At 39.3% G+C, this 13,216-nt stretch carries 14 protein-coding genes; 5 read left to right on the top strand and 9 right to left on the bottom strand.

What is annotated here, in order from left to right; translation table 11 throughout:
* The first annotated feature begins 510 nt into the window (after positions 1-510).
* On the top strand, positions 511-1,317 hold the full coding sequence (locus J7E63_RS24595) for an aspartate dehydrogenase (protein ID WP_215017362.1): 807 nt from the start codon (positions 511-513) through the stop codon (positions 1,315-1,317).
* A gap of 52 nt (positions 1,318-1,369) precedes the next feature.
* Here the strand turns inward: J7E63_RS24595 and J7E63_RS24590 are convergent, their stop codons facing one another.
* The 6 genes from J7E63_RS24590 to J7E63_RS24565 all read right to left on the bottom strand — a co-directional run bounded on the left by J7E63_RS24590 (position 1,370) and on the right by J7E63_RS24565 (position 8,040).
* Positions 1,370-2,047, bottom strand: coding sequence for a GntR family transcriptional regulator (locus tag J7E63_RS24590; protein ID WP_214718196.1), 678 nt, complete (start codon positions 2,045-2,047; stop codon positions 1,370-1,372).
* 112 nt (positions 2,048-2,159) lie between these two features.
* Positions 2,160-2,780, bottom strand: a complete 621-nt coding sequence (gene yyaC / locus J7E63_RS24585) for a spore protease YyaC (RefSeq protein WP_215017359.1) — start codon at positions 2,778-2,780, stop codon at positions 2,160-2,162.
* A gap of 190 nt (positions 2,781-2,970) precedes the next feature.
* The gene (locus J7E63_RS24580; protein ID WP_215017403.1) at positions 2,971-3,885 is read right to left on the bottom strand and encodes a ketopantoate reductase family protein; all 915 of its coding nucleotides are present in this window, start codon (positions 3,883-3,885) and stop codon (positions 2,971-2,973) included.
* Positions 3,886-4,071: 186 nt separating this feature from the next.
* The gene (locus J7E63_RS24575; protein ID WP_215017357.1) at positions 4,072-5,154 is read right to left on the bottom strand and encodes a sulfate permease; all 1,083 of its coding nucleotides are present in this window, start codon (positions 5,152-5,154) and stop codon (positions 4,072-4,074) included.
* Positions 5,155-5,418: 264 nt separating this feature from the next.
* Positions 5,419-7,062: a flavin-containing monooxygenase gene (locus J7E63_RS24570; protein ID WP_251033737.1), complete on the bottom strand. Its 1,644-nt coding sequence runs from the start codon at positions 7,060-7,062 to the stop codon at positions 5,419-5,421.
* Positions 7,063-7,092: 30 nt separating this feature from the next.
* The gene (locus tag J7E63_RS24565; protein ID WP_251033736.1) at positions 7,093-8,040 is read right to left on the bottom strand and encodes an alpha/beta hydrolase; all 948 of its coding nucleotides are present in this window, start codon (positions 8,038-8,040) and stop codon (positions 7,093-7,095) included.
* A gap of 144 nt (positions 8,041-8,184) precedes the next feature.
* Between J7E63_RS24565 and J7E63_RS24560 the strand changes: the two genes are divergently transcribed.
* On the top strand, positions 8,185-8,748 hold the full coding sequence (locus J7E63_RS24560; protein WP_251033735.1) for a helix-turn-helix transcriptional regulator: 564 nt from the start codon (positions 8,185-8,187) through the stop codon (positions 8,746-8,748).
* Positions 8,749-8,751: 3 nt separating this feature from the next.
* Positions 8,752-8,880, top strand: coding sequence for a LuxR C-terminal-related transcriptional regulator (locus tag J7E63_RS29825; RefSeq protein WP_251033734.1), 129 nt, complete (start codon positions 8,752-8,754; stop codon positions 8,878-8,880).
* An 86-nt stretch (positions 8,881-8,966) separates the two neighbouring features.
* Here J7E63_RS29825 and J7E63_RS24555 read toward each other — a convergent pair whose 3' ends face one another.
* Complete coding sequence (locus J7E63_RS24555; RefSeq protein ID WP_215017353.1) at positions 8,967-10,085, bottom strand: NAD(P)/FAD-dependent oxidoreductase; 1,119 nt, start codon at positions 10,083-10,085, stop codon at positions 8,967-8,969.
* Between the two features lie 389 nt (positions 10,086-10,474).
* Here J7E63_RS24555 and J7E63_RS24550 point away from each other — a divergent pair, with 389 nt between their 5' ends.
* Both J7E63_RS24550 and J7E63_RS24545 read left to right on the top strand, forming a co-directional pair.
* The gene (locus tag J7E63_RS24550) at positions 10,475-10,669 is read left to right on the top strand and encodes an alpha/beta-type small acid-soluble spore protein (protein ID WP_026567533.1); all 195 of its coding nucleotides are present in this window, start codon (positions 10,475-10,477) and stop codon (positions 10,667-10,669) included.
* Between the two features lie 117 nt (positions 10,670-10,786).
* Positions 10,787-11,623, top strand: a complete 837-nt coding sequence (locus J7E63_RS24545) for an SDR family oxidoreductase (protein ID WP_215017352.1) — start codon at positions 10,787-10,789, stop codon at positions 11,621-11,623.
* Here the strand turns inward: J7E63_RS24545 and J7E63_RS24540 are convergent.
* Positions 11,620-12,192 carry a DUF2062 domain-containing protein gene (locus tag J7E63_RS24540; protein WP_215017350.1) on the bottom strand — a complete coding sequence of 191 codons (573 nt, stop codon included), beginning with the start codon at positions 12,190-12,192 and terminating at the stop codon, positions 11,620-11,622. The genes J7E63_RS24545 and J7E63_RS24540 overlap by 4 nt on opposite strands.
* A 245-nt stretch (positions 12,193-12,437) precedes the next feature.
* Entirely contained in the window at positions 12,438-13,073 is a 636-nt protein-coding gene (locus tag J7E63_RS24535; protein ID WP_215017348.1) for a hypothetical protein, read from the bottom strand.
* Positions 13,074-13,216 lie beyond the last annotated feature (143 nt).

Below are 13,216 nucleotides of genomic sequence, written 5' to 3'. Positions count from 1 at the left end.
TAAAGATTAACAATTTCACTTTCAATAAAAAAATAAATTCAAGAGATTTTTTTGCACACTGTAGATTGTATACCATAATTTTATAAAAATATTTTCAGAATTACTTATTACTACCAAATACTGAATAAAAGAACCTTCATAAACAGACATTTTTCTTCTTCCTTAAGCAATCAATCTACACAAAAATAAATATAAATGCGCTTACACGATATTCACTAGGTATTAAGTAGTTTGATATGAAGGAATATCCAGATCATCCCCCCTCTTTTTCACTATGTACACCTTGTTTTCTTAAGGATGAAAATAATATACCATTATTCTCTGATCTTTGCAAACTATTTTGAAAATTTAGAAGTTTGTATAAATTCATATGATTACTATTGCTTTTTTGGTTCAAATCGGCTAAAATGTAGAAAATCGATGGTATATGGTATACAAAACACTTTTATTACATAGATTGGTAACTTTATAGTTCATTACTATAAAAATTTTAATCCGAGGAGAATGAATATGCTTAGAGCTGGTATCATTGGATATGGAACGCTTGGAAAGAGTATTAGCGAGTTAATTGAGTCAGGACATGCTGGTGATGTCGCCCTCCAAGCCCTTTTGGTTAGAACCCCACTAGGTCCTTTAGACAATCCACCTAGTCAATGTACAATAACTACTGATGAAGATGTTTTTTTTAACCAAGATTTAGATATCATTATTGAAGCAGCCGGTCATCATGCCCTCCAACTATATGGTGAAAAAGCGCTTTCCACAGGAAGTAATTTGGTCATCCTTTCTGTCGGTGCTTTAGCTAACATAGACTTTTATGAGTCATTACAGGCGGCCGCAACTAAATACAATCAACAAATGATCATTCCATCTGCTGCCATCGCAGGTTTGGATCGGATCGCTGCTGGGGTATTGGGTGAAATCGATGAAATAACCTTAATTACAAGGAAGCCAACAAAAAGTTGGTACGGGACGATTGCTGAGGAAAAAGTTGATTTAGAAACAATTACTGAACCTTTTTGTGTTTTTGATGGTAATGCCAGAAACGCTGCAAAATTATTCCCTGAAAACGTAAATGTTTCCGCGGCACTCAGTCTTGCCGGGATTGGATTCGAAGAAACGAAGGTTCAAGTTTATGTGGATCCAACGATTCAAATGAATACCCATACAATCATTGCGAAGGGCTTTTTTGGTCAAATGGAAATAAAGATTCAAAACAAGCCTTTTAAGCAAAATCCTAAATCTAGTCCTATTGTGGCGATGAGTGTCGCAAAAGTATTACAGAATCTAACCACCTCAGTCGTAATCGGACTTTAATAACTTGATGGCAGAAATAGAAAAACTCCACCAGTGGATGGAGTTTTTTTATTTATTTACTCTTTTTTCCTTGATTAACAGCCTCAATATACGCTTTTCGAGAATTTTCGATATGAATTTTCGTCAAATACTCAGCCATTTCTATTTCTTGATTGATAATGGCTTCCATAATTCGTAAATGTTCTTCCATCGACTGCACCGGTCGGCCTGGATTTTTATAACCTGTCTTGGCAAATGCCCGAATATAATCTGACAACCCACTTAGTATTTCATATAGTTTCGAATTTTTTGCTGAACTGTATAATAGATGATTCAATTCACCATGTAAATTAGAGAAATCATTATCATTCTTATCCTTTAAGCAGACTTCTACTTTTTTACAGTACTCGACAAACTTACTTTTGGTTTCATCGTCTAATTTTTGAGCAGCTAATTTTGCTGCCAAAACCTCAAGTGAGGAAAGAATCGTAAATACTTCAATAATTTCCTTATCTGAAATATCTGCAACTATAACACCTTTTCTTGGAACGGTTTTTACAAACCCCTGTGATTCTAATCTAAACAACGCTTCACGGATAGGTGTTCGGCTGATATTCAATCGCTCTGCCAGTTCCCGTTCCACCAAACGATCACCCGTTTTAAATTCACCTTCTAAAATGAGATCTTTAATGTGAATAAAGACCCTTTCGCGTAAAGACAATAGATCTTCCTCTGCCCAATTATTCCCCACGGTTTCTCCTTCTTTCTAGGTATACATTGTACCAATTATAACTTACTCTAATTGTAAACATCAAATACTATGGTTGAATTTACCAAGGGAGTGGGAAATAATTTTAAATTTTTCATCTTTGGATAGTTTCAATAGGTCTTTTGCGAGTTGAGGGTTCCCCTAAGACTGCTTGCGTAATAATCTTTGCCATAACTTCGGCCAACTTCACGACAGTGAATAATCTCGTATTATTTAAGGATTGCGCAGGTGCTAATGAATCTAGGTAATTAACCACAGCTTTCATATGGTATTCACCTACACTAGGTAAAGATTTATTAACCGCCATGCCTGGTACTAAAGAACCTTCTTTTAAAAAAATAAACCCAATTTGTCGTTCATCCCCCAAACAAGCATCAATACCCAAGATAAATGGTTGATTATGTTTTTGATAAATGTCCTTGAGAATTTTCTTTATATTTAAGGCATGAACTGGTTTTTCTAAGGTTCCATAAACCGGAAAAGGAATGTCTGCTTCTGTTAACATCGTCCCGACAATCGGGCCTAGTGAGTCTCCTGTGGAACGGTCTGAACCCACACACAAAATTATGACTTCCCTCGAGGTGCTACTAAGGACTTCTTTTAGTTTAGTGACAATATCAATTAGTTCGTTTCCCTCTGTAGTCTCTTTAACGGAAACATAGCATGACCTTTCTGCCTTCTCAGTCGTCTTTTTCTTGCCGTCAAAAGGCCACAAAAAACATCAACCCTCTTCTCAAGTTGTAATTTATACTCATTTTCTTTTATTTTATGATACCTAGTGTAAAACCTGCCATAATCCTGCAAATAAAAATCACATAAAAGAACTCTAGAGTTCACCATTTTGTAACAAAACAGTGCCTGACCCCCGCTACTGTACAACTTTAATGCAGTAGGAGTCAGGCACTTTATATACTTTCAATTAAGTTAATTCGATTATAAAGTTCTTTATTTATTGGAGTTGAGATCCCATATTTATCTGCCATTTTTAGGACAGTTCCGGAGAACAGCTCCACCTCACTTGGACGTCTGGCTTCGACATCTTGAGCCATGGATGGTTTACCATCTGGACTTAAGGTTGCTAATACACCTAGCCAATAGGCTAAATCTGCTTCGGTTAAGTGGATGCCTGCTCTTTCAGATAGCGTGATTACCTCTCTCATTGCCGCAATCATCATCTCTCTTGCTTCTCCTTCACGTTGAATCTCACCATAGTTGCTCTGAAAGACAGCTACGGTTTGATTGACTCCGACATTTAACATAAACTTTCCCCATTGTCTCTTAACCATATTGGGATCGACCTCATAGGGAACTGCCATTTTTCCAAAAAAAGCCGCGACACTGTTAACATTTTCGGAAATTAATCCTGGTTCTTGTTCACCAAAGCAAAGCATTCCCATATGGTCATATGTGAGTTGATTCCCCACTTTAACGGCATCCATTCCTTGGGCAACACAATATAAAATTTTCTCATGCCCATATGCCTGGCCTATGACAGCCTCACTGGAAATCCCATTTAAGGCCGATAAAATGATCGTCTGGTCACCAATATGATTCTTTACTGCTTGAATCGCATCCTTCAAACCATTATATTTCACCGTGAAAATGAGTAAATCAGCTGGCTCGCACCTTTCATCAGGTGTCAGATAAGTGAAATCGCAGCGTTCTCCGTTACAATAGACGTGTTCATTTTTATATTTGGTTATTCGGTCCCGGTCAGCAATAATTCGTAAATCTGCTTTTGGCATTTTCTTTGATAAATGATGTCCAAAAAGTATTCCTAATGCACCTAAACCAATGATCGATACCTTTTTTATCTCCATCACACATTTCATTCCTTTCATATTGAAAAAGTGCTATTTGCGATTTTTATATTTTGATTTAGCAAGTAAATAGTATGTAAACAGGCTTTCACAAATCTATTTTACTACTTGTATTTTATTAATGAAATTAAAAAACTCTGTTGAAATAGATTCCCAACAGAGTTTTTAACCAGCAAAATCTATTACTTATATTCCGCCCCCATCATCGTGGATGGTACTGTTTTCCTTGCGAATGGTCGCTGAAAGGCTGATCACACCCACGGTTGCAATCAATGTACTTACAATGATAATAATATTATAAATATTAATCTTAACTAAGAGATTAATCAGGATATAAGAAATAACAAGCGAAGCTAAAGGTGAGATTAGCCAGACTTTTAGAATCCTTTGAATGACTGATTTTTGCCAAATACCAAACCCCTTTTGTGAGGCACCCACACCTAATATTCCACAAGTCGTTACTTGGGTGAGAGGAATTGGCAACCCAAACAGTGATGCGACAATAACGAGGGTTCCTCCTGTAAAGGAAATCGCACTCCCTTCTAGCAAGGAAAGTCGGGTGATTTTCTTCCCATTCGTTTCAAGCACCTTGCTCCCTAGTAAAATAGCTCCGATTGAAACGAATAAACCGCCGATCCAGATCCCTCTATTCGTTGAAATCATCCCAGCCCCTACTAGCGGGCCAACGGCATTTGCTACATTATTCATCCCAGCTGAAAAGGCCTCTAAACAGCCCCCTATGACTAGTAATACCGCCAGCCATTTTTTCCATTTTCCATCCTTAGTTAAACCGACCCAACGCTTTTCAGCAGCGGATATCAACTTTCCAAGTCCAAAGGTAATGAGAAATGAGACGATTGGAACTAACACCCAGAAGAAAACAATCACCAAAAGATTATTTATATATAAACTTTTAAAAGCGATCCCAGCACCTACAATCGAACCAACGGTAACCTCACTTGTCGATAAAGGGATCCCTAACAGATTTGCAATAAACAATGTCAACGTAGCTCCTGCAAGGATAAGGACGACTAATTTAATCGTTAGGAGATTGGAAGGAATAATTCCCTCGCCTATCGTTTTCACAACCTCTCCACCACCAAGTACAGCACCTAGAAAAGCTGCTAATGCAACCAAAATCATGGCCAAGCGCTTACTCTTTATGGCATCTGCACCATAGGCCGATCCCATTGATGCTGCCGTCCCACTTGCTCCGATATTCATCGCAAAGAAAAAAGCAATAATAAAAGCAATAGACGTCCAAACCATGTATAATCTCTCCTTATGTACCCTATCTATTAAACTGGTAGACACGCAACCAATTTTAAAACTTCCAATTCATACTATTCAGGTAGGAATAATTTAGTATTTTGTTTATTATACATTTTCAAACCACATTAATCAATCAATAATTTCAGATGTCTTCAAATTTTCAAAAAATAACTTTTTACAATTTTTAAAACCCATTTTTTGAAAATTAAAAAAAGAGTCCGAAGACTCTTTTTTTTGTAGTAATTTGGATTCATACATCCACTAATGTGATGCTGTCTTAGTTGAACTCTTTAATGAAAATCCCTCGTACCCTTTAGCAGCGATTTCGGTACACTTTTGGCGATAGGCGCCGACTCCGCCTACATAAATCAGGAAGCCACGCGGCTTGCCTGGGATATTCGCCCCTGTGTACCATGAGTCAGTTTTAGTATAAAGCGTGGATTCGGCTACTTCTCTGCAATGGGTACTCCAAGCTTCTTCCGCCTCAATAGTCGCCTCAATTGTTTCCACACCATTCTTATTCATATACTCAATACAATCCGCAATCCATTCCACATGCTGTTCAATGGAGACAGGCATATTACTCAGCACCGAAGGACTTTCAGGACCAGTAATCATAAACATGTTCGGAAAACCAACGTTTGTAATCCCTAGATAGGTCCTCGTCTGTGCTCCCCCAGCCCATTTCTCTTTCAGTGACACCCCGTTTTTACCCCGAATATCCATCTTCAATAAAGGCCCAGTCATTCCGTCGTATCCTGTGGCAAAAATAATCGCGTCCAGTTCATATTCCGCTTCCGTGGTCCGGATCCCTTTTAGAGTAATCTCCTCAATCGGTGCTTTCTTCACGTCTACCAAGGTGACGTTTTCACGGTTATACGTTTCGTAATAATTCGTGTCAATGATTGGCCGTTTGGTACCATAAAAATAACTTGGTAAAAGCTTTTCGGCCACCTCAGGGTCATCGACAATCTTACGGATCTTGGAGCGGATAAATTCGGCAGCCGTTTCATTGGCTGCATCATTAATAAGCAGGTCATAATAGGCAGTAAAAATGCCTAATCCACCCTTCTCCCATGCCTCCTCGTATACACGCTCTCGCTCTTCAGGTGTAACCTCGAGCGCTGACTTAGTAGGTGGTACCATTGGCTGGCCCCCCTGGGATTCACGCATTTTTCGTTTTATCTCGCTGAAATTTTCTTTAGCCTGCCGGATATACTCCGGGTCGTACGCATGATTTCTCGCTGGGGCACAATACTGTGGAGTTCGTTGGAAAACGGTAAGGTGTTCGGCCTCTTGAGCGATGACTGGGATGGCTTGGACGCCAGTTGAACCAGTTCCAATAATGCCGACTCGCTTACCCTTGAAATCTACCTTTTCGTGCGGCCAATGTCCAGTATGATACCACTTGCCCTTGAAATTATCGATCCCGTTAAAGTTTGGTACATTGGCAGCAGAAAGGCAGCCTACTCCTGTGATGAAGTATTTCGCTGAAACACTACTTCCATCGTTTAAATGGATCATCCATCTATTACTCTCTTCGTTATAATGGGCAGCCAAAATACGTGTCTGAAACTGGATATCACGACGGAGATCAAACTTGGTTGCTACAAAATTTAGGTAACTTAGTATTTCCGGCTGCTCAGGATATCGAGAAGTCCAGGTCCATTCCTTATAGAGTTCTTCTGAAAAAGTGTAGTTATAATAGATGCTTTCCGAGTCACAGCGTGCTCCGGGATACCGGTTCCAATACCATGTACCGCCAACACCATCACCCGCCTCGAAAACACGGGTAGAGAAACCAGCCTCACGTAAGCGATGAAGCGTATACAATCCCGAAAACCCTGCCCCAATAACAACAGCGTCGTAGTTGGCAACTTGATTTGACTGTTTAGTAGATTTCAATATTCCTACCTCCCGCATCTAATATTATCGTTAAACCCTGCCGACTTTTTGGTCAATTTCACTTAGAAACTTTGCAAATCTAGAAATTGATTCTTTAATTCGCTCTGGAAATACCGCCATATTTGTAAAATAACCATGTACTAAACCTGATTCGATAATCGTTTCAACCTTGACCCCAGCTTCTTTTAGACGCTCAGCATAGGCTAAGCCTTCATCCCTTAGGACATCATTTTCTGCGGTAATAACGTAAGCTGGCGGGAGATTGCTTAAATCCTCTGCCAATAATGGAGCAATATATTTATTTTTTGTATCCTCATCATTGTTAATATAATAATTTCCAAACCAAATCATTAAGTCTCTATCAAGACCAAATCCAGTTTGGAACTCTTGATATGACTTGGTGTCGTACCCGAGGGCCGTTACAGGATAAATAAGAACCTGGGCAGCGATGTCTGGACCATTTTGTTCTTTGGCGATTAACGATACCACGGCTGAAAGATTTCCACCTGCACTGTCACCGCCAACAACTAAATTGGAAGCGTTTCCATTTATCGCCACAGCATGTTCACTAACCCATTTTAATGCCGCATAGGAATCCTCTACTGGGATTGGAAACTTATATTCAGGTGCAAGCCTATAATCGACAGAAACGACTACTCTGCCAGTTCGATTAGCAATCATTCGGCAACTTGGGTCTGCTGTCTCAAGATCCCCAATTACCCATCCACCGCCATGGTAATAGACAAATAGAGGAAATGGTCCTTGACCTTCCGGTGTATAAATTCTCACCTTAATCTCAGTGTCATCGGAGACAGGAATCATTTTGTCCTCTATCTTCGCAAGCGGAGCCAGCTCTACCTCTACGGGAGGGGCTAATGCAAACATTTCTCTTACTGTCTGTGCATCTAATGACTGGATTAATGGCATCTGGCTGAACATTTCTAAATAAGCTTTTGCTTGCGGGTCTAAATTGGCCAAAAAACATCTTCCTTTCTAATTGGGAATTTTTCAACTTTTAAAGAAAATATTTTCCTAAAAGTGTATCTTAAGGATATAATTTTTTGTATAATTTGAATATTCCCAATTTTAGACGTGCTATATCCCTATAAAGGAGATGATAATATGACATCTCAGTATACCTTACAGCATCGAATTCACGATTTAGAGGAAGCCACATGCCACGAAGAAAGATTATATAAAGTTCTCGAAGTATACATGGACCTTTATCCTGTCATGAATGCCTATTTATTTAGATTTTCTCCGTTAGGGTTTCTTGGTGAAGGAATCATCTCATTGTCATCTGCTGGTATGGTCCATATTGGGGATATTCGGGATGATATCCGTTCCCTGCCGATCATTTACTCAGCCATTAATGAGAAGAAAGCAAAGTATTGTTCTGGTATTGAGTATCTAAAGCAAACAAGTAGTAAATACATAACTTCTTCAAGTGTAAGTTCGATTGTAGTTGTACCTATTTGTTACCGATCGGTTATTATTGGATATATTTGCTCAAATGAGTTCGTGAAAGAATCTTCAATTGATGATAAACATCTTGTCTCATTAACCCTTTATGGCAAAGAAGTCGGAAAGTTTCTAGAAAAATTCGATAGTGTGGAAGACCCGCAAGTATTAAGTAAGCGGGAACTAGAAGTTATGAGGAGAATTGCCTGGGGAGAAAGCACATAGGAAATGGCCGATTCGATGGAAATCAGCGAATTAACGGTAAAACAATATGTGAAAACGGCAATTAAAAAGCTTGGCGTTCAAAATCGTTCCCATGCAATTGGAGAGCTTTTCCGGAGAGGAATACTTTCGTAGTTTTTTGAAAGCGCTTTATTTACTAAAGTAACTTACCTTAGTTTAGATAAACTGGAGTATCAGCACCCAAGTGGGTGCTCTTTTTATTACTCATCAAGTGCCAGGGCTACTTCATAGCAACTCAGGTCAATCTCTGTTTGTTTTCCTAAAACAAGCTTTGCTAGTTCCACGCCGAGATACGGTCCACTCGTTAATCCTGAAGCCCCTAATCCATTAGCTAAATAGATTCCTTCATAATCAGGTAAAGCCCCAATCACAGGTAAAAAGCCAGGGGTGAACGGTCGAAAACCGACTCTAGTTTCAAGATACGTACCAGCAGCTAATCCAGGTGCTACTTCTAGGGCTTTGCCTAATATTTCATGGATTCCTCCTGCCGTTACACGATTGTCAAATCCAGCCTCATTTTCATGAGTCGAGCCGATGACGACCCGGCCATTATCAAAGGTAAGAATGTAATGGTTTTGGGGTGGAATAACAACCGGCCATTGGCTCGTATCTGTTTCAGGCAACTCAAGGTGGATGATTTGTGCCTTTTGTGGTTTGACTAAAAAATGAACTCCTAATGGCTGTAAAAGCTCTTTAGACCATGCACCTGCCGTAACAATGACCTGATCCGCTAAAAGTGTTGAATCATCAAGTATAATGCCAACCACTTTGTTTCCCTGCATTGCTAGGGAGGCATTCCCGTTAATGAAAGTAACTCCATGCTTGATTGAGGCGCGGATTAATGACTCACGTAATGCTCTTCCATTTACCCGTGCTCCCCCACTAACATGAACAGACCCATACTCCTCAGATAACAGCGGGAAAAGCTGCTTTGTTTCAGCAGGTGAAAGAATGGTTATCTCCCCAATTTCGGGTGCATCGTCCCTTCGTTTCAGTGCTCGTTCAGCCATTTGTTCGAGTTTACTCATTTCTGTATGAAGACTAATTGCCCCTACCCGTTGATAGCCCGTTTCTTTCTCGCCATCTGCTTCCAATTGAGCAATTAATTCTGGATAGTAACGAGCTCCTCCTCTTGCTAACTGATACCATGCTTTGTTTCGCCGTTGCGAAAGCCAAGGACAAACAATCCCCGCTGCAGCATCAGTTGCCTGCCCGGGATCCATACGATCCACTAATGTCACCTCTGCCCCTAATTGGGCAAGGTGATACGCTGTTGACGCCCCAAGAACTCCTGCTCCAATAACAACGATCTTCTGCAAATTACACCTTTTCCGCACTTTTTAAAAAAAGGACTTAATGATTTCTTGTTCATTCATACATTCTGTACAAATGTATTCAATTTCTAGAGCATCTTCGCGTACCATGTGCTCTGTTTCTTTACCGCACTTTTCACAATAAAGATTTTTGGGGAATTCTATCATAATTACATCACTCGCTTTATTAAATAATGTTTACAACTATAAGTGTAATGTTCCCCATGATAGCGTATTTTAGCAAAAGTCGGAAGATTTTACTGCGATGACATTAATAAATTTTAGTTTTCATTGATTCAAAAGGACCAACTTATAATGAAATGGAACAAAATCGGTTAAATTATATACGAGCAATTTTTCATTGCTCAAAAAAACTTCGTCGGGAGTGATGTATCATGGCTAGAAACAAACTATTGGTTCCTGGAGCAGACAATGCTTTAGATCAAATGAAAGAAGAAATTGCCAACGAGTTTGGAGTTCAACTTGGTGCTGATACGACCGCACGAGCAAATGGTTCAGTCGGAGGCGAAATGACGAAACGTCTTGTCGCTTATGCTGAACAAACCCTACGAAATCATCAAAATCAATAACAGGTGATTTCAAAAAGAGGCTGACCCAAGTATTTTGGGGCAGCCTTTTTCCATTTTGCTATACAAACTTCTCTATTTTAAGTTTAAATAGAAGAAAAGGAAGAAAAGGAGACCATCATGACACAAAAAACAGCCATCGTTACAGGATCTTCAAGCGGCTTCGGTTTGTTAACCGCGATTGAACTGGCATTAAAAGGATTTATAGTGATTGCAACGATGAGAGATGTAAACAAAGCACAGCCCTTAATAGAACTTGCAAAAGAAAACCAGGTAGAAAATTTCATTCATGTCCTCCCGCTTGATGTTACATCCACGGAATCCATTCTTCTTTTTCAAGGAAAATTGGAAAAATATCCCTCTATAGATGTGTTAGTCAGCAATGCGGGTTATGCACTTGGAGGTTTTAGTGAAGAGCTCTCAATCGAGGATTATCGGCATCAATTTGAAACCAATTTTTTCGGATTGATCGCCGTTACCCAGGCAGTCCTTCCATTGATGCGGGCAAAGAAACAAGGCAGGATTATTAACATGAGCAGTATCAGCGGGAGATTCGGTTTCCCAGGATTATCTGCATATGTCGCATCCAAGCACGCACTTGAGGGTTATAGCGAAAGCTTACGACTGGAACTTAAACCATTTGGGATTGATGTATCCTTAATTGAGCCTGGATCCTTTCAAACCAATATTTGGGCAAGCGTGGATGGGATGGGGGTCAATGCCGAGTCCCCGTACGCATCCTATATGGAGAAGATAGTAAATGAAATAGAGGGTGGAAAAGCTGGCCATGGCAATCCAATCGAGGTAGCCAAACTAGCTGCACAAATTGCCTCGCAGCCGAAATCACCCGACCTCCGTTATCCAATCGGGGCTGGTGTAAAGAATATGCTTACCATTAAAAACTTCCTGCCGTGGAAGCTTTTAGAATCAATCATCATAAAGAAACTAAAACCTTAATTATTAGCAGCATCGATGATAACAAGAGGATTTTTTCGAGAGGCTTGTTTATCACGAATTCTCGTAAGTCTTTTCGTTTTTTCTTTTTCGTAAAAATAATGAACAAGGAAGTACGAGATGACACCAAGGACGATTCCAAAAATAGTCATTCCGATTAACACATGGACTCCGCCATGAAGAAGACTGACAACGCCTCGGAAATCCCCTTGCAATAATTGTTCAAACGAAAATGGTGTCTTATAACCGATTTGCCCGTTAAATGGATAGATGAGTTTACCAATTTTCTTGGCAAAAGGTAAGAGAAGAACAGGAAGAAAGGATAGTTTTCCAATGACATTTCCGATGATTGCTGCAGGCAATGAACCTCTAGCTATCCGGACCATCGGTAAAAACACAATATAAATAAGGGATGCAGACGATAGAACGACCATTTCCAAACCAAAGCCAATCGCAAATCCCAAGGAAACTTTTTTCGCTCCACCGGGAGAACGTAACAGTTTGATAAAATTCAACTTAAAAGCTCGTCCAATTCGTTGAAAAATATTATGCTTTTTATGTTTTAAGTTCATAGGAATACTTCCTTTTTTCGACAGATTTTCATCCACAGCTTCCAAGTAATTCGAGGTTTCAATTAGTTAGTACCATTACCATTATCATAACACTAAAAATAGAATAATTAAGGTCTAAATTGTGAATTGTAAGCGAATTCACAATTTACCAAGGATAAATTTTCCTCTCCTACTCGTAATGACATTAAAATGAATGTTCTTATTATTCCTTACTTGATAAAAATAAGCCGTGAGGTAAGAAAAAATCATCCTTTACGGCCTTTTAACAGAAGTGCCAATTCATGATCAGTGATTTGATCTTTAATGCCAGGTTTGCTTTGAAAATAAGCTACGATTTCTTCATTTGAATAATCTTTTGATAATCCCTTAATAATAGTTTTTAAATAAGCATGGGAAGGCTTCTTCCACTCGACTTCATTAATATCCCATGGGGCTGTAAAGGTGTAAATGGGAAAGCCATTTTCATCTCCCAAATACAGTATATTTCCATACCAGGAATCGCGGTAGAATACTTTTGAACCCTTCTGTTTAACCTCTTGTAAATCAATCTCAAAATTTAGTCCATTATTTTCTTGTTTGACGACATCTAGAAACTGTTCGCCAGTAATTAGATATTTCTTACTATAGGTATGGTTTCCTTTGTCTTGGTTCAATCCGATAAAGGCTACACCTTGAGATTCCCATCTAGCCGCTTCTTTGGCGAAATAAAGGGGCAGGTCAATGGTGAAGGTTGACTCGTCTACTGGAAGGGTAGGATCTTTACATCCTATCTCAATTTGGGCTGACCCCTCAGGTTGACCACCTTTTATATAACATAAGAATCGGTCGGCATTAATATTGGAACCATAACTTGCATACCAGACATATTGTTGTTCATTCATTATTTATCACCTATTTACTTCCATTATTTTTTCTAATTGTAACACTACCATAACCTAACGTCTGCTCCTTCTTTCTTTTGCAATTATCCAATCATCCACTTTTAGCGGGAGGGTTGAAAAATCCTATCAGCGGTAACTATAGA

It is taken from the genome of Bacillus sp. ISL-75 (genome assembly GCF_018613095.1).
Note: the sequence above shows the minus strand (reverse complement) of the source record. Positions and strands in the feature narration are given on the sequence as shown.

Coding starts and splice junctions, on each gene's coding strand:
- J7E63_RS24595 (WP_215017362.1), top strand. CDS start 511: ATGCTTAGAGCTGGTATCATTGGATATGGAACGCTTGGAAAGAGTATT.
- J7E63_RS24580 (WP_215017403.1), bottom strand. CDS start 3,885: ATGGAGATAAAAAAGGTATCGATCATTGGTTTAGGTGCATTAGGAATA.
- J7E63_RS24575 (WP_215017357.1), bottom strand. CDS start 5,154: ATGGTTTGGACGTCTATTGCTTTTATTATTGCTTTTTTCTTTGCGATG.
- J7E63_RS24560 (WP_251033735.1), top strand. CDS start 8,185: ATGACATCTCAGTATACCTTACAGCATCGAATTCACGATTTAGAGGAA.
- J7E63_RS29825 (WP_251033734.1), top strand. CDS start 8,752: ATGGCCGATTCGATGGAAATCAGCGAATTAACGGTAAAACAATATGTG.
- J7E63_RS24550 (WP_026567533.1), top strand. CDS start 10,475: ATGGCTAGAAACAAACTATTGGTTCCTGGAGCAGACAATGCTTTAGAT.
- J7E63_RS24545 (WP_215017352.1), top strand. CDS start 10,787: ATGACACAAAAAACAGCCATCGTTACAGGATCTTCAAGCGGCTTCGGT.
- J7E63_RS24540 (WP_215017350.1), bottom strand. CDS start 12,192: ATGAACTTAAAACATAAAAAGCATAATATTTTTCAACGAATTGGACGA.
- J7E63_RS24535 (WP_215017348.1), bottom strand. CDS start 13,073: ATGAATGAACAACAATATGTCTGGTATGCAAGTTATGGTTCCAATATT.